General features: G+C 63.9%; 18 protein-coding genes, 1 tRNA gene and 1 pseudogene. 5 read left to right on the forward strand and 15 right to left on the reverse strand.

From position 1 onward, the window contains the following. Positions 1-19: 19 nt before the first annotated feature. Entirely contained in the window at positions 20-544 is a 525-nt protein-coding gene (tpx, locus tag T370_RS0109505; RefSeq protein ID WP_029435580.1) for a thiol peroxidase, read from the forward strand. A 116-nt stretch (positions 545-660) separates the two neighbouring features. On the opposite strand, the gene T370_RS0109510 is transcribed toward tpx, so the two are convergent. From T370_RS0109510 to T370_RS0109580, 15 genes are all read right to left on the reverse strand, one after another. Then, positions 661-945 (reverse strand): hypothetical protein, encoded by a 285-nt coding sequence (locus T370_RS0109510; RefSeq protein WP_029435581.1) that lies wholly within the window; start codon positions 943-945, stop codon positions 661-663. 120 nt (positions 946-1,065) lie between these two features. Beyond that, a complete protein-coding gene (locus tag T370_RS0109515; protein ID WP_029435582.1) occupies positions 1,066-3,393 on the reverse strand; it encodes a phage tail protein in 2,328 nt (775 codons plus the stop codon). Further along, positions 3,384-3,899, reverse strand: coding sequence for a C40 family peptidase (locus T370_RS0109520; protein ID WP_029435583.1), 516 nt, complete (start codon positions 3,897-3,899; stop codon positions 3,384-3,386). The genes T370_RS0109515 and T370_RS0109520 overlap by 10 nt, the downstream gene beginning before the upstream one ends. 63 nt (positions 3,900-3,962) lie before the next feature. Continuing rightward, complete coding sequence (locus T370_RS0109525) at positions 3,963-4,736, reverse strand: phage BR0599 family protein (protein ID WP_005027922.1); 774 nt, start codon at positions 4,734-4,736, stop codon at positions 3,963-3,965. Next, on the reverse strand, positions 4,736-6,394 hold the full coding sequence (locus T370_RS0109530) for a hypothetical protein (protein WP_029435584.1): 1,659 nt from the start codon (positions 6,392-6,394) through the stop codon (positions 4,736-4,738). The genes T370_RS0109525 and T370_RS0109530 overlap by 1 nt, the downstream gene beginning before the upstream one ends. After that, positions 6,391-7,527: a hypothetical protein gene (locus T370_RS0109535; protein WP_029435585.1), complete on the reverse strand. Its 1,137-nt coding sequence runs from the start codon at positions 7,525-7,527 to the stop codon at positions 6,391-6,393. The genes T370_RS0109530 and T370_RS0109535 overlap by 4 nt, the downstream gene beginning before the upstream one ends. Continuing rightward, positions 7,527-8,525 (reverse strand): hypothetical protein, encoded by a 999-nt coding sequence (locus tag T370_RS0109540; RefSeq protein WP_029435586.1) that lies wholly within the window; start codon positions 8,523-8,525, stop codon positions 7,527-7,529. The genes T370_RS0109535 and T370_RS0109540 overlap by 1 nt, the downstream gene beginning before the upstream one ends. Positions 8,526-8,561: 36 nt before the next feature. Next, a complete protein-coding gene (locus tag T370_RS0109545; protein ID WP_029435587.1) occupies positions 8,562-9,752 on the reverse strand; it encodes a hypothetical protein in 1,191 nt (396 codons plus the stop codon). Between the two features lie 9 nt (positions 9,753-9,761). Continuing rightward, positions 9,762-9,941 carry a hypothetical protein gene (locus T370_RS24985; RefSeq protein WP_005027927.1) on the reverse strand — a complete coding sequence of 60 codons (180 nt, stop codon included), beginning with the start codon at positions 9,939-9,941 and terminating at the stop codon, positions 9,762-9,764. Then, a complete protein-coding gene (locus tag T370_RS0109555; protein WP_005027929.1) occupies positions 9,938-10,291 on the reverse strand; it encodes a hypothetical protein in 354 nt (117 codons plus the stop codon). The genes T370_RS24985 and T370_RS0109555 overlap by 4 nt, the downstream gene beginning before the upstream one ends. A gap of 209 nt (positions 10,292-10,500) precedes the next feature. Then, positions 10,501-11,463 (reverse strand): phage tail tube protein, encoded by a 963-nt coding sequence (locus T370_RS0109560; protein WP_029435588.1) that lies wholly within the window; start codon positions 11,461-11,463, stop codon positions 10,501-10,503. A 9-nt stretch (positions 11,464-11,472) separates the two neighbouring features. Continuing rightward, a complete protein-coding gene (locus T370_RS0109565; protein ID WP_248604241.1) occupies positions 11,473-11,922 on the reverse strand; it encodes a phage protein Gp37 in 450 nt (149 codons plus the stop codon). Further along, complete coding sequence (locus tag T370_RS0109570; RefSeq protein WP_005027933.1) at positions 11,919-12,341, reverse strand: gp436 family protein; 423 nt, start codon at positions 12,339-12,341, stop codon at positions 11,919-11,921. The genes T370_RS0109565 and T370_RS0109570 overlap by 4 nt, the downstream gene beginning before the upstream one ends. A 141-nt stretch (positions 12,342-12,482) precedes the next feature. Next, positions 12,483-13,427 carry a Mu-like prophage major head subunit gpT family protein gene (locus T370_RS0109575; protein ID WP_005027934.1) on the reverse strand — a complete coding sequence of 315 codons (945 nt, stop codon included), beginning with the start codon at positions 13,425-13,427 and terminating at the stop codon, positions 12,483-12,485. A 233-nt stretch (positions 13,428-13,660) separates the two neighbouring features. Next, a complete protein-coding gene (locus tag T370_RS0109580; protein ID WP_029435590.1) occupies positions 13,661-14,782 on the reverse strand; it encodes a phage protease in 1,122 nt (373 codons plus the stop codon). Positions 14,783-15,091: 309 nt separating this feature from the next. Here T370_RS0109580 and T370_RS26190 point away from each other — a divergent pair. The 4 genes and pseudogenes from T370_RS26190 to T370_RS0109600 form a co-directional block, all read left to right on the forward strand. After that, positions 15,092-15,235, forward strand: a pseudogene (locus T370_RS26190) (hypothetical protein); the annotation flags it as partial. Continuing rightward, complete coding sequence (gene fdhF / locus T370_RS26195; RefSeq protein WP_345917533.1) at positions 15,212-17,134, forward strand: formate dehydrogenase subunit alpha; 1,923 nt, start codon at positions 15,212-15,214, stop codon at positions 17,132-17,134. The pseudogene T370_RS26190 and the gene fdhF, both read left to right, overlap by 24 nt. Positions 17,135-17,435: 301 nt before the next feature. Continuing rightward, positions 17,436-19,451, forward strand: a complete 2,016-nt coding sequence (locus T370_RS0109595) for a 4Fe-4S dicluster domain-containing protein (RefSeq protein ID WP_029435592.1) — start codon at positions 17,436-17,438, stop codon at positions 19,449-19,451. A 279-nt stretch (positions 19,452-19,730) separates the two neighbouring features. Next, positions 19,731-19,807 (forward strand) — tRNA-Arg (locus tag T370_RS0109600). Positions 19,808-20,012 lie beyond the last annotated feature (205 nt).

Here is a 20,012-nt window from a genome sequence, read left to right on the forward strand (position 1 = left end):
TGGGGGATGGAGGCTTATCATGATTGAGGAACGCACCGGCATCATCACTTTCCAGAGCAATCCCCTGACCCTCATCGGCAAAGGCGTTTCCGTGGGCGAAGCGGCCCCGGAATTCTGCGTGCTCGCCAATGATCTCACGCCGCGCACGCTGGCCGACTACAAGGGCAAAGTGCTGGTCATCAGCGTGGTTCCTTCCCTCGACACGCCCGTCTGCGACATGCAGACCCGCCGTTTCAACACCGAAGCCGCCAAGCTTTCCGACAACGTCCGCATCCTGACCATCAGCTGCGACCTGCCCTTCGCCCAGACCCGCTGGTGCGGAGCCGCCGGGGTCGACGCCGTCGAAACCCTCTCCGACCACCGCGACCTTTCCTTTGGTACGGCCTATGGCGTCGCCATCAAGGAACTCCGCCTCCTCAGCCGCGCCGTGTTCGTCATCTGCGCCAACGGCGTCATCGCCTACGAACAGATCGTCAAGGAAGTCACCCACGACGTCGACTTCGAAGCCGCTCTCGGGGCCGTGAAAGCCTGCCTTGAAAAATAGTTCCGCCAAAGCGTGAACTGACCAGCCTCCCCGCCGGACCTCTCTTTCCTTCCTTCCGAGACCTTCCGGCTCATATGGCAAAGGCCGCTCCTGATCTCTCAGGAACGGCCTTTATTCTAGGCGGAAGGCGGCTCTTCCGCCGCTGCCTCCAGCGCCGCCACGCGGGACTTGAGGGCCTCCAGTTCCGTTTGCAGGGCCTGCACCGCATTGGACGGCTCCCAGCTGCCGTTGACGGCGTTCCACACGGGGACGGCCCCCGCCGTGCGGCTCCGGCTGTCCATCAACGGGAGCAGCTTCCCGAGCCATGTATTGAGGCGCTGCATGTTCGCCGTCACGATGGCATTCCAGCCTTGCTGCCCATAGGTGATCGTTTCAAGCCCGGTCGGGGTCAAACTCGCCATTGCGTCTTCTCCTTGCTTGTTTCGCCGGTCCGCTCCCCCCAATGGCCGCAGGGCCGGATGGCCCGGAACTCCGGCCACGGGAAACATGCCGTTGCGTTCTTATCCGTTGGAATGCCCGGCTCAGGCCACGTATTCCCCGTCCTGCGATTCCACGGTGACGTATGCCGCTGGGGAAACATACCCGAGCTGCCGCGCCGTCACGGACAGCGCGAAACGTCCCGAGCGCGTAAGGGTGATGGACGTGCCGTTGACCACATGCTCCGTACCCGCCGCCGTAAGGACGAAATCCCCGGAGAATCCGGCGGGCACCGGCTCGTTCTCGTTCTCGGTGCGCGTCCCGGCCCCGCCGAAAGCAACGTCCACCGGGCTCCAGCTTACGGCGACGGAATCCCCCGTGCGTACCGCCCGCAGCCCGGTGACGGGCCACGGGACCATCGCCTTTCCGGTCACGGCGAGAGACAGGCGATCCACCCGATCCGCGCCGAGCACCTCGTCTCCCGAAACGGGCCGCAGTTTGATGTTGTGCGTGCCTATGGGCAGTCCCTGCACCGTGTTTCCCTCGCCCGGATTCCGGAATACCCATATCGCCGCTCCCGACGCGTGCGCCTGGACGGGCGTATTCATGTAGCCCCGCACCACGCCGGAGAGCCGCGTCGTCTCGGAGCCCTCAAGCACGACCGTCTGGAAAAGCATCAATTCGTCTCCGACGAGCGCCATGCGCCGCGCCCCGAACAGATCCGTCCGGCTGACCGGGCCGAAGGCCGGATCTTCCTTATAGGGCCGGTACAGCAGCCCCTGCGTGTCGTCCACGGCAAGCGTACTCGCCGGATACGCCTCGGCAAGGGTCCCGTATTGCGCCCACGGAGCCGAAAGCAGCCCAACGGGGCTGTAGTCGGCGTTCGTGGCGGAACGCTCCACCAGCACCCCTTCCTCGGAAAGCAGCTCCCTCGCCGCCAGCACGAGCACCACGGGCTCGGATCCGGTTTCCGGGTTTCGCGGCAGTTCGAAAAGCCGCGCGTGCCGCAAGGGAACCGGCGAGAGGTCCGGAGCCGACCACGGCGGGATGCCGGTGACCGGCGGGTACACGACGGTCGGAGGAGCCATCGGATCGGGCAGGGTTTCCCCCGGAGGAACGAACGTTCCGGACAGCCGCTCCACAACCTGCCTGGCCTGAATCGAAATGCGGTTCTCGGACAGGTTCCCGCGTACGACTTCCAGCACGCGCACCCGTACCCCGGAAAGGCCGAAACGCGAGTGCGTGATCTCGAGGATCTGCCCCTGCTCGATGTGGGCATAGTCACGCGACACGTCGAATGAGAACGAAGCCGCCGGGTAGGATTCCACATCCCGCAGTTCCTCAATGCGCCGCTGCGCCGCGCTGCGGTCGGTGAAGGCGGTCAGGTCCACGCTCTTTTTGCGCCGCAGCCCGAGGAGCTGGATGGAGGCCGCGTTGTTGGCGGTCACGGCACGCTCGGAATAGTCCTGCGCCGCGTCGGTGAACTTGCCGGAAAGATCGTTCCACGTCGTATCCCACGCCGCCCGCTTGAAGGAAAAGGAACCTTCCAGAAAGTCGCCTTCCCCGAGCGTCGCCGAGGGCGCCACATCCGGCTCCGGAGCCCGCAGGGACAGCGTCCCGTCAGCCCGCTCGATGAGCCAGCCGCCCACCGCCCCGAGCACCTGCATAATGTGATCGCGTACGGGTTTCTGACGCGAGAACACGATGTTCAGGCCATAGCCCTTCTGTGCCCAGAACGACGCGGCGGCGGAAAAACTCGGCTTGTCGATGGAAGACCACGAAGCCCCGGCATCAAGGAGCAGCTGGAGGATGATCGCCGCCGGATTCACGCCGTTGGACAGGATGGCGTGTTCCAGCGGGATATCCCCGCAGAACCGCACCACGTAATGCAGCGTCGGCATCATGGATACGTTGAAGCCCAGATAAAACTGCCGGAGCCAGATATGGGACACTCCCGGGAGGCGGCTGGCGTACGGCCCGGCCTGCGCGGGATAAAACGCGCCCGTGCCGTTGTTCCAGACCTGTTCGGCGCACGAGATGGCCCCGCCCTGCTCCGTGAGCAGCCGGTCGTCCTGATATACGCCGACAAGTTCCAGCGGCCCCATGCCGATGCCCTGCCACACGTCCATACGGTAGTGGTAGCCTTGCAGCACCTTCTGCTTTTTCTTTTTGCCGCCCTTGCCGCCCACGGTCGTTTCCTCATACTCCGGCTCGCTGGAAAGGTTGCCGTAGTACAGCAGGTTTCCCGGCAGCCTGACGGTGCCGAACACGCGGGGGATGACCGTACCTTCCTCAGCCGTGGTCAGACGGAAGGCGTCGAGATTGGCCGGGGCCATGTCCGCCCCCTTCGTGGAGCGCGGGCCCTTGGCGAACAGCGTCGTCGCCACGGTCGCCCCGATGGTCACGGCGGCGATGATAAGCCCTACGCCCATGCGGCCACCTCCGCTTCGGCAATGACGATGCGGAAGTGCCGGGTCATGCGCCTCAGCCACCAGTTCCCGAGCGGCGTAAACGATACGCCCCGGTCGTTGATGGCGTGCAGCATCTGAAACCCGCCGTCGGCGCAGGGCCAGACCAGACCGCAATGGTTGGTCACGCGGCGCTCCGTAGTGGAAAACGCCAGCCAGTCGCCCCGCAGGAGCGGCGTACCCACAGGCAGGGAGGCCATCTCCAACCCCGGACGCAAGTAGTCGCGCATATGCCGGTGGCTGGCCTCCAGCACGTATTCGTCCCGCGTATGCTCGTGCCAGTCACGGGGATAGTAGTCGTACTCCAGACGGGTCAGCAGCCCGGCATCCAGCAGCGCCTGCCCGACGAACAGCGTGCAGTCCGCGCCGCGCCCCCTGCACCGCTGCAAATGCCTGTAGGGGGTCCCGAGCCATGACTCCGCCTCCGCGCGGAAGGCTTCCCACGCGGCCTCGTTGTCGAAATAGTGCATAACGGTCCTTCCTTTGGAAAGGGAAAAGAGGCCTCTTCCCCTGAAGCATCCCCTTCCGGTTTCCTATTTGAATCCCCAGACGGCGGGGTTCCGGCTCGGGATGGAGGCGCAGCCGCCGAAACGGGCGGAATTGCCGAAACGGTCCCGGCAGGTGGCGGGCGAGCCGTCGCATCCGGGGTACGCCGTCACGGTCCCCCCGTTGCCCACCCGGGAATCAAAGGGCAGCTGGAGCGTGATCGTATCGCCGCCATGCGCGACGATGAACCGGAAATCCCCTCCCGCCGCGGCATACCCGCGCGTGAAATACCCGTTCGGGTACGCGGCGAAGGACGGCGACGCCAGCAGATACCCATCCACGGACACGGACGCCGTCACTCCCCATGACTGCGCCGCCAGCCCGCACCCTGAATCGAACAGCACGAACTGGCACTGTCCCGAGTAGATCATGCGAGGCAGCATGGCATCGAGGATGCAGCTTGACGAAAGGCAGTTGACCGAAACCTGCGTGGCGTCCGCCCCCGGGATCACCTCCAGCACCACGCCGCCGAAAACCTGCACCGTATCCCCACTCTCGGGCTCGTGCTCATAAATGTTCACCCGCGTCGGCAGGATGGGCAGTGAAGCCAGATACCGGGTGAGCAGCGTATCCATGCACGCCGTCAGCGTCACCGTGGCGGCTTTGCCGTCCACGCTGCCCCGCAGTTCGCCGCGTTCGATGGCGGCGGGCGTCCACTCCGCGCCGCGCCACAGGACGGGCTCCCGCGAGGTCGTGAGCGTATGTATGGTATCGGCTATGATTTCGTAGAGTTCCACAATCTGAGGCAATACGGTGCGCATCAGCTTTCCTCCGGTATGGTGCAAAACGACAACTCACACCGGGAAACCCCGGCGGATTCGTGCCGGATGGCCACGCAGTCCGTGTCCAAACGGGCGAAGTAGTCCCGGCCCACCCGAGAGGCCGGGGGCACGGTCACGCCGAGTTCGGAACCGAGATGCAGCGCCAGTTCCCCCACGTTCGCGGTTTCCACGGCCACGAGACGGCGGAGCAGGACATCCCCGCCCGGCAAGGCGATCCACAGCCGCTGGTTGGGGATGAAACCGTCCTTCGCGCCGTTGTCCCGTACGTACAGGATCGCCTTGTCCGCCGTGGACCCGCGGGTCAGCGTGAAATATTGACGCGGATCGCGCACCAGCAGCGCTTTCCACCGCCCCCGCAGGGCTGTGGCCCGATCCAGCAGGTCGGCGAGTTCCCGCTCCCGCAACAGGTACTTCTGGCGATGCGTCGACGAGGCCACATCCCTCCGGACGCCCAGTTCCATCACGCCGCCGCGCACGGTACGCAGCGTACGCAACAGGGACGACGTGCCGCCGACGCCGTCGCCCGACCAGTCGGGACGGTGCGGCCAGAGGTATGCGCCCGTCCCGGAAGGAGCGTTGGGCAACGCCCCCAGCGCAGGCTGCGCGCCCGCCAGTTCCCGGAATTCAACCGACCACGTTTCCATCCCGTCGGAAACCACGGCAGGCTCCGCGCTCGTCAGGATACCCGTAAACAGCGGGACCAGCCGCGTGGCGCCACCCGCAAACACATCGGAAACCGGCGCGGTCACGGAAAGCGTCCGGCCCGCCGGGTCCCTTGAAAGCAGGGAGCAAGCCATGAATGTACCGCTCCGGCGCTCATGCAGCATGATCAAATCGCACAGCCGCGTCAGATTCCAGCAGTCGCTGAAATCCCTCCCAAGCATGAGCACCTGCCGGGTGGCGTCGATCCCCGTCACGTCCAGCGCCTCCTGCCACAAAGGGACGCCGAACACGCGATCTTTCCCGTGCTGGACAAGGTGGTGGAGCCGCTGCCCGTTCACGCCGTCGCCCCAGATCGTGGCACGGAGCGTCCGCAGGGGGCGCTTCGCCAACGGGCGGCGCTGCTCGTCGCCGTTCTCACCCCGCGTCAGCACGGTGTCGAACGCATAATCGATCTCCAAACCATCCGACCAATCGGGCCAGAACGGAAACAGAAGCACGCGCGACGCCGTGATCGTCAGGCTCCGCTCCCCGATGCCGGTAACGAACGTATACGTCGTATCCTGCTGCGCCGGGCCGGAAGACAACACGGTGAGAAGGCCCTTGAGCGCGCCGGTAGGCGGCAGCACCCCCGGACGGAACCCCGAAAGCGTCGTGCCCGCGGACGATGCGCTGTTGACGCCGACGAGCTGCACGGGGGCGAACGTCGCGTTCCAGAGCACCACGTCGAGCGCCTCCATCCCCGAGAGCAGCCCCAGATGGACTTCCGAGGGATACAGATGGATCTGCCCGTAAATGAGGTCCGCAACGCTCTCGGCCATGCGGTGCCCCGAGGGCCGGGGGAGCGGCGTGGCCTCGTGCCGCACTTCGTCCCCCCGGTGCGGGGCGTCGCCGATCCACGCGCCCGACGTGCCGGGGACGCTGTACGAGCACTCCGGGACGCCGCCCGCGCGCGGCCACAGCACCTCGAAAATCATGCCTCCACCTCAACGGCGAGGCCGATCTCATCCGAGTCCGAGATGTCTGGCAGGACCATAAACACCCGGCTCCCGATGCTGATGCGATCCTTGGGCTTGAGCCCATGCAGGTTGACCGCCCAATACGGGAGCTCGCCCGCGAGGCGCACGTCCGCGCCGTTGCAGACATACAGCAGCGGTTTGATCAGCATGTGCCGGAGCGTCCCGCTGTTCTGGAGGAGCGCCGCGTTGTACTGGGGGACCGATGCGCAGACCCCGCCCTTATGCGTATAGTTTATGGTTTTCCCGCCCGCGTTGACGGTCCCTGTCAGGCAGTAGTCTGTGTTCACCCGCCCGATGACATTGCGCACGGTGACGCTGGTGCGGACCACGCTGGACGCAAGCGGGCTCGTCCTGTAGCCGTAGGTCCCCTCGGGCGGGAATTTCTCGGCATTGGCCCCCTTCCAGAGCAGCCCCACGTTGCCGTAGTTGTTGTTGCAAAAATAATACTCGTTGTTGACGTCCCGCTGGGCCACGTACAGCGCGGAAAGCATGAGCCCCATCGCGCTGTTCGCGCTCCACGCCGACCACAGCACCATGTTGAGTTCCGTCTCGGCATCGAAGCCGTCCGCCGCTCCGAACATCAGAGGCACCCAGCCCGAATACGGCGTATTGGCCCCGTCGGAAAACGTGTAGACCACCCGCATCGCCGTCATGACGAATGTCGGGCAGACCAGCACGATCTGTTCGGCGACCGGCGGCAGGATCCACCAGCCCGTGGACGTGATGCTGTATTTCCCCGGGGTCCTGAGCCAGATGGGTTTCCCGGTCGTCCGCGAGCAATAGCCGTGCGCCAGCCTTTCGGTGAACCGGCCCGGCTGCGCGTCCCATGCCGCGGAAGCGTCGAACCCCGTATTGCCGTGCACGGCCAGCAGAAAGCGCTCCGCGTTGTCGTGCGCCTGCAAGAGCCGCAGCGAAAAAAAGAGCCGCCGGTTCCCGCCGCCCGCACTGTGCAGATACAGTTCGCCGTCGGCGTCCACGGCGTTTTTGTCCACCGCCCACCCCCCGGCCTGGGCGGCACTGGCGATGTTGGCGAGCACGCCTTTCTCCGTCCCTACGTTCGTGTAGCTGAAAACCTTGCAGGGCTGCGCCATCATTCATCTCCTATGGCCATAAAGCTATGCCACTCCACCCGGTTGACGTCGGGGAAGAGGATGTAGCCGTCCACGTCGCTTTCAATGCCGGCCAGCGAGTCGGGAGCCCAGCGCACCCCGTACATCTCGCCTATGGCCGACGCCCCGGTGTAGTCGCCCGTGTTCTCAAGCTGGATGACGTACATGGGCAGGAGCAGGCGCGGCGTCCCTTCCGGGAACACGATCCCCGTCCCCTGCGTGTCTATCTTCATGTCCGTCTCATAGCCGCTCGACGAGCCCAGCAGGCTGGTCGTGGGGCAAATGGCGAAGTGCGAAGTCCATACGCCGTCCGGCCTGCAAATCTGATGACAGGCGTGATAATAAGAAAAGGTCGTTGCCAAGGGGAAAGAGCCCCGCCGTACGAATGCCAGATTCCGCCTGTGCAAATCCGCATCGCGCGAGCCCGTGCTCGTGATGGCGTCGTGCCATGTCGTGTATTGCCACAGGCTCGTGTAGCCGTCCGTCAGGCAGGCCAAAGGCCACGGGTTCTCGCTCGGCAGCGAAAAACGCCGGAGCTGTCCAAGGTAGGCGTTGGCGTATACCCCGTTGCACTCAGCCACGATCACGACGCGCGCCTTGTTGCTCCAGATCCAGACGTTCATGGCGGCATTCCAGCAAGGCAGGAAGGCATGGGTCCCGTTCTGCCCCGTCCCGTTGCCGTAGGCCGTATCCAGAAACCCCGTTCCGCCCGGCGCGCTGTCGAAGGCCTTGTAGACCTTGCAGACAAGCCCGCCCTTCACGCCGTCGGTATACGTGGCGGCGCAAAGCCCCACGTATACCTCTTCCGAACCGGACAGCCCGGTATTGCGGAAGACCGTCGCCGGGCCCCACGTCAGCGAATCCTGACGCGCCACCGTCCAGTCGCGGCCCGGCGTGCCCGGATCGCCCGTGATGAAGTTCGTCATTTTGGCCAAAAGATCGGCATGGTTGGCCGCCGTTATCTTGCCGCTGAATGCCATTGCTTTCCTCCTCAGGCGCACGGCCCGCACAGGGCGTCAGGACGCAATCCCTTCCTCGCCCAAAATATTGATGAGCACGCGCCGCCCCCGCGTCGAAGCCAGCGCCCGATCGAATTCACGTTGAAAATCCATAACGTTGATCACGGTCAGCCCCTCATTGCCGGACGCCTTGCCGCCTTCCGTCAGGGAACCGTTTCCGATCTCGCCGCCGAGGGCATAGGCCGTGCGCTTGCCTCCCGATGCAGGGAGACGCGGCGACGCGAACGGCTCCAGCAGTTCGCGGGGGACACTCCTGCGCCGCAGCGCCTCCAAAGCCGATACCCCGTAATGGCGTACCGTGGGCCTATCGAGCATATATTCGCCGGGCGTGGCGCGGATCAGCACGTTGTCCGCCCGCTCGCCTTTATCCTGCCCGCCGATGAGCCCGCCGAACGCGAACCCTTTCAGCGGCGTGCTCTTGATGGCGGCAACACGGGCCATGCCCGCGGCGACGGCGGTGGCGGCCATGATTGCGCCCACCACCGGGCCGCCCCACTCCATGCCCTGCGCGTACGCGGCCTGAGCGGCCTTGTAGGTGCTGATGGTGGCCTCGGCGATGGCCAGTGCCTGATACAGCTGGTACACGCCCTTGCTCTGGGCAAGGCCGGACTCGTAGACCTGCTTCATGGCGTCCGCCATGCCGCCAGCCAGCGACAACGCCCCTTCAAGCCGTTGGGCGTCGATCGCCTTCTCGCGCTCCGCCTGCTCGGCCTTGATGGACACTTCCCGATCCGCCTGTGCCTGCTGCGCCTCAGCCCAGTTCTGCCCATGCGCCACAAAAGCTTCCAGTTCGGCCTGATACGCGTCCTTCCGGGCTTCCAGCTCCTGCGCCATCCGCTCGGCCTGTTCCGAAGCGTTTTCCCGCTCCATGTCAGCGGTTTCTCCCGCCTGACGCCGCCGCTCGGCATAGTAATCCGCCATCGTCTTGCCGCTGTCCCGGAATGCCGCATCCAACTCCTGAAGCGCCCCCTTGGACAGGCCTTCCAGCTGATCGGCGGCCCCTTCCGCCAGCTTCCCCAGATCCAGCCCGGAAACGGCCTGCCCCGACTCCTTGTTCAGCGCGGAGACATCAGCCCGGAGCGAGCCCACCAGTTCCCGCACATTCGAGAGCGCCCGGCCCATATCCTTCAACCCCGCGGAAACCGAATCCTTGAGGCTGAGTTCCAGCGTATAGCCGCCATGTCCCATGTCCCGCTCCTATGCTTCCAGAAAGGCTTTGAACTGCCGCCCGTCCGTATGCAGCGCCACACGCAGGGCAAGGGCGGCGTCCTTCATGCGTTCGTCCCGGCGCTGCGCCTCGGCCTCAAGCGCTTCGACGAACGCGCTCCACCCATACTCGAATACGTCCCTGTGCCCGGCCCCCGCCAGCCGCATCACCGTACGGAGGAGTTCCCGTTCAGAGCCGCCTCCATCAGATCGCTGCGCAACTGAGCCCGGAACGCCTCCAGCACCCTGCCGAAGCCCAACGCCCCGGCTATCCTGAAAAAAGCCGCGTTGACCTCCTTGACCTGCTCCCACAGCATCTCAAGCTCGCCGGGCGTCATGTCCATGAGGTCATTGGTAGTGAGGTTGGACATCCTCGGCAGCAGCCGCTCCAAATCGTGGACCAGCGGGCCCTTGCCGAACTGCTCGCACATATCCAGCACTTCGCGCACCGTCAGTTCCTGAAGGCGCACGCTCAGGGTGCCCTTGTCGTTTTCCATCGTGAATTCAGCTGATTTTCGCATTGGGTATCCTTGTCGGGAAAAAAATGATGCGGGGGAGGGAAACCTTTCTGAAGAAAGGTTTCCCTCCCCGCGCCCCTCCCTCCCCAAGACTTTCGACTGGTGGGGAGGCGGCGCGGAGTAGGTCCCTGCCGTTTGGAAACGAAACTGGAAAAGAAGGAAACGCGGTTCTTCAGGGAAGGGTTCCCTCATTTTCACAATATGTTTTACGGTTATCCGAGATAGCGCACCCGGAAGAACGGGCTTTCGGGATGGTTCAGATCATCGGCGAGCACTTCGCCGGTCATGGGGATGGAGGCCAGTTCCTCACTGATGAGGCCGACCTCGCCGCTGAGCGAAAGGGTCACCTTCCAGCACTGCACGACAAGCCCCGGCCCCTGATCGGGCTGGCCTACGAACAGCAGTTCGCCGGTGACGTCGCTGGCGGTCAGCGCATCAACAAGCTGCTCGTCGGAAGACTCGCAATCGGCGGTCAGGAACACCGTGTCGGCGGAGCAGGATTCGCGGACGCGCAGCAATCCGGTGCGGGCGTTGAGATCGTAGTCGACGCCCTGGCGGTAGCGGACGGTCGGCGCGCTGGCCTTGTCCGTGAGCACCACATCGGCGACGCGGGCGATCCCCTGTAGCGTGGCTTTGATTGCAGAGGCGGCGATCTCCTCGCCGGGCACAAAAGTCCCCCGCACGTTTACGCACTCCAAAACCCCGTCCGTTACATAGGCGACGGTCGCCGTGGCGCTGGACGTCGAGCCCACCACGGAGGAGCCGGGCGCGAACGTCCCTCCGGTCACCGTGCCGTGCTCCAGACGCGTGAAGCCGAGCTTCTCCTTGCCGACGAACGTATACAGGCCCTTGTTGGCGTTGACGGACTGGCCGGACACCGTCGCGGCGGCCTGCATCTGCTTCGCCACCGCCGCGCCCTTGAAGGCCCGGAGGATGTTTCCGGTGGTGAATTCCTCCAGCGTGAAGGCCACGGCCGCCCCCTTCTGGGTGACCAGCTGGAGATCCTTGGTCTTCGTGCCGCTCATCGAGCTGAAATGCTCCAGCTTTTCTTCGGTCAGGCTGATGGTGAAGGCCGGGGCGTTTCCGAGATGGTCGTAGCCTTCGCTCCCTACGGCGCGGAAAAACAGCTCGCCCTTGCCGTACAGGTAATTCCTTGTCTGCGGACTTGCAGTCATATCCAATCCTTACAGTGCAATATTGTGTATGGTCGAAACGGTCATGCGGTAGACGCTGGCTCCATCCAGAACGAACCCTTGGATAGAGGACGGCAGGCACGGCCCCATGCCCGGAAGGGGCGGCACGCCGAGGAGCCGTTCCCGGGCCGCGGCAAGCAGCGCATAGGTTCCGGGGTGCCCCGGTTCCGGCTTTTGGCCGTTTGCTGCCGATCGGTAACTTTTATCCATGACGTAGACCTCGAACTCCATGCGTTCCTCAAGGCGGCGGCCCGAAGGCGTGAACGCGGGAGACCCCGCGTACAGGACCAGCACCGCCGGAAACCCGCGCCGCAGCCGGGCCCATGTATCCTTGTCCGGTTGTCCCTGAAACGCCGCTACGGTCTTTGCTCCCGGCGTTTCCCTGAGCGGCTGGAGCAGTTCGAGAATCGCGTCCTCAACCTCCATCGGCGTGCGGCTCACGGCGTCACCCCATCCCACGGGCGGGTGCCCGGTTCGAGCAACACGGCCCCCGGCGTTTCCGTTCCCGCAGGCGGCAGGCCGGGAATGCCAGCCTTGCCGTCCGCGACGTCGCGCAGCCAATTAAGCGCCTTGGTGTAACGCTCACGGATGGGATCGGTGTCGCGGATGTCGCCCCCGGTGAGCCGATACCGGGCGATGTCCCCGGCAACCGAAACCACCACGGGCGGAATAGGATCAGAGTCCGAAAGCGGCGTCGCATAGCGATCCGCGAGATAGCTGTCCACTTCCGAGGATGCCCGCTCCAGGGCGTCGGAAATGACCGCTTCGTCGAGTTCGCCCGTGCCCTGCCTGTCCGAAAGCGTGCGGATTTCGTCCGCCCCGAACAGGCTCACAAGCTGATCAAGCGTGGCGTATGCCATAAAGAAATGCCTCCGGCGGCAATCCGCCCATTCTTGTTCGGCTGAGGCGGACTCCCCCGCCTCTCCTCCGGCTGACGCCGTGCGGGGGAGCCCAGAGAAGGGCACTTTCACAAGAAAAGCCCCTCCCACGCCTTCGCTCCGCTAAATCAGCCAGTGGCTGACCAGCAGCGTCGCGGCGCGGTACCAGATATTGCTGCCGCCGTCGGGGTCCTGCTCGGCGGAAACGACGCGGCGGGCGGCGGACTGAAGGGACGGGGGCACGACAAGCATCGTCCCGGCCTCACCGCCGAAACCGAGGCCGAGGGGACGCCCGCCATCGGCGCGGAAGCTCTGCATGGCTTCAAGGGCGGCGGCGAAATTGGCGGCGTTCAGCTCCTGCGTGCTGCACACGGCCTGCTGCCAGAAGCCGTACCCGCCGTTGCAGCGGTAACGGATGCCGTAGGGGATCTTGTCCTTCATAAAGACATAGTCGTTGTCCGGATTGGTGATGACCTGCAATTCCGGGGCGGTGCGCTCCTGAAAGATGAACGGGCGCAGCGGGCGGGAGACATCCAGCACGAACCACGGCGTCCCGTCGGTGACCGTTCCGTCCACAGCGGCGGGACGCAGCCAGTTGGAGACGGTTTCGGCGTCGCCTGAGCCGTCCGCGTTCAGGTACACGGGATGATCCACGGCAAAGAACGCCTTGCCGTCATAGCATGTGCCGGACATGCCGTTCTTGAGGAGGCCGAACACGATCTCGTCGGGATGCGTCCCGGCGGCATAGCCCATTTCGCGGAACAGCGGGGCATACACGCCGATGTCGTCGTCCTCCACAGCCGTGCGGGGGATGTCCACGGTGGCCTCATAGAGGTTGTTCATCACCGAATAGCCGTGCTCTTTGATGTTCTTGAAGGAGCGGTCGCCGGACCATTCGCGGAGTTTGGGGAACTGGCCAATCCAGCCGTACGTATTGCCCGCCGAGCTGCTCGGCACACGGGTGGACAGCCTGTCCCACTGGGACGGCGCGGACGAAAGCGCATCCTGAAATTCACGCTGGAACCCCACACGCAGGGCCGACACAAGGGAACTCGTCACTACTGCCATTGATATATCCTCATGATGAAAAACGGTTCTGAAGAGAGGAGACGGGCCTTTTCCAAAGGAAACCGCCGTGTCCTCTCCCCCTGGTTCCCTCCCCTCTCCCTAAAAGCCTTCGCTGATAGGAAGATGATGCGGAAGGAACCCCTGCCTTTTCACTTTTCCAAACCGGAGGACGGACGCGAAAGAAACAGCTTTTCAAGCCGCCCATCCCGACGCCGACCTTCCCCGGCTCTCCCTTACCCCCGTACAGCGAGATACTCGGCCTCGCTCAGGCCGAGCTGGGCGCAGACGAAGCGCTCCTCATCGGAGAGCGGGGACGCGGCGGGAGCCGACAGCGCGGGGCGGCTGCCCGTGCTCTGGAACGACGAGAGCGCGGCAATGGGCGAAACGGCGGCAAGATAGGTTTCCAGCGCCTCCGGGTTCTGGCGTCCCAGCGCGGTGGCCCAGCCGACAAGCCCACGGCTCAAGCGCCCGTCGGTTACGGCGGTTTCGACGCTCCGGGCCACGCGATCCCCCTGCGTGACGCTGAGCGCCACGGAAAGCTGATCGCGCAGGGCTGTGTTGGCGCGTACCAGAGAGGTCAGGGCCGCCTGAGGATGGCAAGCCTGCAAAAAGTCGAACAGCGTGGGCCGGGCGTTGCCGGGCAGCGGATCTGCCTGATGGGGAAAAGGCGGCTGTCCGGGCAAAGCGGGCAGATCGGACGCGGCGGGATTCGCGGGCGTGAGCAGGGATTCGAGCTTGTCCAATTCCGCCTGCAAGGTTTCCTCGGCTGCGTCTTCAGGCAGGCCGAGCAGCTGTTTCAGCCGATTGAGCGCATTCATGGCTGTCTCCGGTTGAGGGGTGTCGGATGGAGGGAAATCCTCGGTCGCGGCGACGGCGCCAAGCCCGTCAAGCGCGGGAACATTGGTCAGGGCCGCGCCTTTCAGTTCCAGTACGTCGCCGTTTTTGGGGTTGAAGGAGAACACCGGGGAAATGAAACGGTATTCGTCCTGTTCGATGAAAGCCTTGGCGCCTTCCGTCCACCGGATCGACGCGAACAGCCCCTGCCCCGGCTCGTACCGGAGCGACTCGATCCAGCCTGCGGCCGGAGCGGGCTGCCCGTTGTGGCGGGCGTTGAGGCTCTGGTGCTCATAGTCGATGGCCAGAGGCGTCTCGCGCCGCCTCCATTGGTCGAGCACATGTTCCGCGCCGGGACCGGAGAGGTTCCATGCGTTGAGGTTTCCTCCCGTGAGCGTGCCGGGCCTGCCGTCGCGCGCGGCGAACGCGCCGTCGGGCAGAAGCCGGATCTCCGGGAAAGGCCGGCGGAGCGAATCCGCCACCGCGGACAACAAAAGGGGATGTAGGGGTGATTGCTTCATGAGCTGCACCCTACGCGGCATTGCGCCGCAAGAAAGATTGAACGATGTCAGCGGGTGGAAGAAGCAAGGAGCGGAAAGGATCTGGCGTGGAACAGGCCGACCCTAAAGGGAAAAACGGCAAAAGGGCTACGAGGGGGCACCCTGCGGCACACCGTAGGAAGAAGAGGGCGGAAATTTGGTGAAAAACAAAGCTTATGCGATAAAAACAATCGAAATCGTAAAAAATTTTCCGCACAAACTCCGAAAAGGCTTGTAAGCGAAACCCGCCGGATCTATGATTGGTCAACTGAACAATTTTCGGGGTGGAGCATGAAAAAAGTTCTGACGACCTGCGGCTATTGCGGATGCGGGTGCAACCTGTATCTGACCGTGGAGGGCGGGCGCATCACCGGCGTCCTGCCCAAGCCGGATCATCCCGTCAGCCAAGGCATGTTGTGCTCCAAGGGGTGGCAGGGGCACGGCTTTGCGCGCCATCCCGATCGGCTGGATCAGCCCCTGCTCCGTCAGGAAGACGGCACGCTGAAAGGCGTTTCGTGGAGCGAAGCCTACCGCGCCATTGCGGAACATCTGCGCGCGGTGCTCCGCACGCACGGCCCTGACAAGTTCGCCATGCTCGCCTCGGCGCGCTGCACCAACGAAGAGAACTACCTTGCCGCCAAACTGACCCGCGCCGTGATCGGTTCTCCGAATATCGATCACTGCGCGCGCCTCTGACACAGCCCCACCGTAGCCGGTCTGGCTACAGCGTTCGGGTCCGGGGCGGCCACCAACAGCCTTGAGGAAATCCGCTTCGCCGACACCATCCTCGTGATCGGTTCCAACACGTCGGCGCAGCATCCGCTGGCCTACGCCCGCATCACGGCGGCCAAGAAACGCGGGGCAAAGCTCATTACCGTGGACCCTCGGCGTACGCCCGTGGCAACGCTGTCGGACATCCACCTCGCCATCCGTCCGGGCAGCAACCTCGCGCTCGTCAACGCGCTGATGCACGTCATCCTGTTTGAAGAAAAAGGGCAGGACAACGCCTTCATCAACGAGCGCACGGAGCATTTCGACGCACTGCGCGCCTCGCTGGAGGGCTGCACTCCGGAATGGGCCGCGCCGCTCACCGGCCTCCAGCCCGAAGCCATCCGGGAAACGGCCCGGCTGTACGCCAAGGGGCCCAATTCCATCATCCTCTACTGCATGGGCGTCACCCAGCAGGTAACGGGAACCCGAACCTGCGGCGCGCTGGCGAACCTCGTCATGCTCTGCGGCATGATCGGGCGGCCTTCCACCGGGCTCATCCCCTTGCGCGGGCAGAACAACGTGCAGGGCTCCTGCGATATGGGCGCGCTCCCCGAAACCCTGCCCGGCTACGTCAAGGCGGATTCCGAGCTGGGGCACCAGCGTTTCGCCCGGCTCTGGGGCCCGTTCGCCGACGAGCAGGGCAAGAAGCTCACCGAAATCATGGACGGGATGCGCGACGGGAGCATCCGGGCGGCCTACATCATGGGTGAGAACCCCATGCAGTCCGATCCGGACGCGGCAAAAGTCGAAGCAGGGCTGCGGAACCTCGATTTCCTCATCGTACAGGACATTTTCATGACGCCCACGGCGCGGCTTGCCGACGTGATCCTGCCCGCGGCCAGCTATCTCGAAAAACAGGGGACGTTCACCAATACCGAACGCCGGGTACAGCTCATCAACGAAGTCCTGCCCCCCCTGCCCGGCACCCGCCCCGACTGGCGCATCCTGTGCGACGTGATCAACGCGCTCGGCGGGCGGGCGGACTACGATTCGCCCCGCGAGATCTTCAATGAGATCCGTCAGGTGGTCCCGAGTTACGCGGGCATGGACTATACCCGCCTTGCCGAGGAACAGGGGCTGTGCTGGCCCTGCCCGACCCCGGATCATCCGGGCACGCCCTATCTGCACGCCGCGTCCTTCACGCGGGGGCGCGGGCTGTTCACGGTCAACGACGTGCCCGACGATCTCGGCTACGCCACGGATGAAACCTATCCGTTCACGCTGCTCACCGGGCGCGTCTCGCACCACTACCACACCGGCACGATGACCCGGCGCTCGTGGGCGCTGGACCGCGAGTATCCCGAGGCATTTCTCGACATGCACCCGGACGATGCGGCGGCCTTGCGGCTCAAGGACAACTGGAAAGTGCGCGTGACGTCGCGTCAGGGCTCCATCGTGGCCCGCCTGCGGACGGCCACGGATCTCCAGCCCGGAACCGTTTTTCTCCCCTTCCATTTCGCGGAGAGCCCCGCCAACGCGCTCACGAGCCACGAGCATCTCGACCCCACGGTCAAAATCCCCGCGCTGAAGCTCACGCCCGTGCGTGTGGAGGAGGCGAAGTAGGGGAAAGGAATATCGGGGGAGAGGGAAACCTTCTGGAGAAAGTTTCTCTCTCCCCTCCCCCGAGCCCCCTCCTCTCTCCCTTCAAAGACTTTCGTGTTTATCGAATCCCTGTTCGCGGTTTTTTCCTTTGGAATAAAGAGTTGCTGTGTATTCAACTAATCAGCAAGGTTTTTGAAACAAATGGGGCGCAGCCTCCCCACCAGTCGAAAATATTGGAAAAGGTGGGGGCGCGGGGGAGGGATACCCCTTCACCAGCAGGGTTTCCCTCCCCCGTATTCCCGCCTTTCCCCCAGGAGCCCTCATGTTCAAGTTCAAAGCATCGGATCTCCCCGAAATACTGACGCGCTGGTCGGCGCGGTATTCGGTATTCGTCCCGAGCGGAAGCCCGGACAACGCGCAGATGCGCATCTGGTCGCGCCGTACCCGGAAAGAGGTCCGGTTCATGGAGCCGGACGAATACACCAACCTGATCGTCGCACCCAAGGGATTCGTCTTCGGCGAGCGCGAGGAGCTGTTCCGCTGGGAAGGCAACGAGAAGACCTGTACCGCCATCAGCGCGCCGTCTTCGTCATCCTTGCAGGAAGAGGACAAGATCCTGTTCGGTCTGCGGCCCTGCGACACGTACGGGCTGGCCTACATGGATCGCTTTTTTCTCGGCGAGCACCACGACATCAATTACCATTTGCGCCGCCAGCACGTGTTCATCGTCGCCGTGAACTGCCTTGAGGCCGGGCCGGAATGCTACTGCGCCTCGATGGGAACCGGGCCGTTCGCGGAAATCACCGCCCACACCGAATACGGGATGCAGGCGGGCAAGGGGTATGACCTGCTTCTGACCCCGGATTACGGGCCCGACCACAAGAAAGGGGAGAAGGGAGAGAACGACTGGTACTGGGTGGAGGCGGGATCGGACCGGGGCAAGGCGCTCCTGTCGCACGTCGCGCCGCTCCTGTACCGCGACCTCGAATTCACGGGCCGCAGACGCAAGAAAGCGTTGCAGGAAGACGCGCTGAAGACGTTCCGCCGCACGCTGGACACGTCCACGGTCCGGCAGGTGCTTGCCGCGCACTTCAAGGACGAAGAATGGGACGCCATCGCCTCAAGCTGCATCGCCTGTACCGGATGCACGCGCGTTTGCCCCACCTGTACCTGTTTCACCACCGAAGAGGAGCAGGACACGCCCCATTCCGGCACCCGCGTCCGGGTCTGGGACTCGTGCCAGTCGGTATCGTTCACCCGGAACGCGGAATTCCATAACCCGCGCTCCAAGACTTCGGCTGTGCGCTACCGGATCTACGACAAGCTGCAATATATCGAAGAGCGCTTCGGCATGAAGGGCTGTACCGGATGCGGGCGGTGTGCGGCCGTCTGCCCGGCATCCATCGACATGGTGGACATCATGGCCCGGATGAAGGAACGGACGCCCCACGAGGTGCTGGAAGCCCCCGCCCCGGCGGTCAACGTGCACTACGAGCGCGAGGAACGCCTGTTCGACCCTCAGCCGTATACGCCGCTCGTAGCGGAGATCATCGATATTTTTGAGGAAGCCAAGGGCATCAAGCGGTTTACGGTCCGTTACCGCGACCGCCCCAATCAAGGCCGCCCCGCCCTGCGCGGCCAGTTTTTCATGCTGACCGTGTTCGGCGCGGGGGAAATCGCCATTTCCGTGCCGTTCAGCGACCGCGTGAAGGATGCCTTCACCTTCTACGTCAAAAAGGTCGGCAAGGTCACCACGGCCATGCACAACCTGAAGGTCAGGGACATGATGGGCCTACGCGGGCCGTTCGGCGTGCCCCTGCCCTACGAGACGCTGAAGGGACGCGATCTGCTGGTCGTCGGCTCCGGCGTGGGCCATGCACCCGTGCGCGCAACGCTGGTCCGGGCCATCGAAAACAAGCCGGACTTCGGGCGCATCGCCATTATGGCGAGCGCTTCGACCTATGACGGGCTGCTGCTCAAGGACGACCTGCGCGAATGGGCGAAAGTCCCCGGCGTCGAGGTGCACTACTCGCTCTCCAAGCCTACGGATCAGGTGGATGCGCACATCGGCTACATCAACGACCTGCTGCCCGGCCTCGGCCTCGACTGGAAAAACACCTCGGCGATCATCTGCGCCTCCGCCCGCCGCATCAAGGCCGTCGCCCGCGACCTCATGCAACTCGGCATGAAGCCCTCGGACATTTACACGGCCCTCGAAACCAACATGCACTGCGGCATCGGCAAGTGCGGGCACTGCAAGGTCGGGAGCCATTACATGTGCGTGGACGGCCCCGTGTTCACGTACGAGGAAATGCTCCAGCTTCCGCCGGAGTTTTAGACACATTGAGGAAGGGAGAGGGACGCTTTCCAAAGGAGTACGCCCCTCCCCTTTCCCACTTCAACCTCCCGCTGTCATTGAATCCCTCGGCCCAATCCCCCGGCAGCCTCATACGGAAGCTGTGCTTCTTGTCTTTTTTCAAGAAGATAAAAACAGATAATATCATGATATTATAGTGAAAAAAATATTTTTTCCGCACAGGAGAGATTTTTTTCGCGAGAGTTCCCCAAAAAACGCTTGACGGAACCGGGCCGTCCGACTATACCTCTTTCTCGTGATGCGGCTGTAGCTCAGCTGGATAGAGCAACAGGCTACGAACCTGTAGGCCGGGAGTTCGAATCTCTCCAGCCGCACCAGAATTTTGAAGGACTTATGATGAATAATCATGAGTCCTTTTTTTCGTACCCGAAAAAGCGTTCCCAATCTGTCCGCTGCAAATCGAAACCGCTTGATGGCACTCCTCAATGCGCCTTCACCGTTTTTGCCTCGCCGCAACCCGCCTGCCGCATTCCCCCCCAAGAAGGCATCTTCTTATAGGGGGTCTGTGGGGCCTCAAAAACC

Source organism: Bilophila wadsworthia ATCC 49260 (assembly GCF_000701705.1).
GTDB classification, from domain to species: domain Bacteria; phylum Desulfobacterota; class Desulfovibrionia; order Desulfovibrionales; family Desulfovibrionaceae; genus Bilophila; species Bilophila wadsworthia.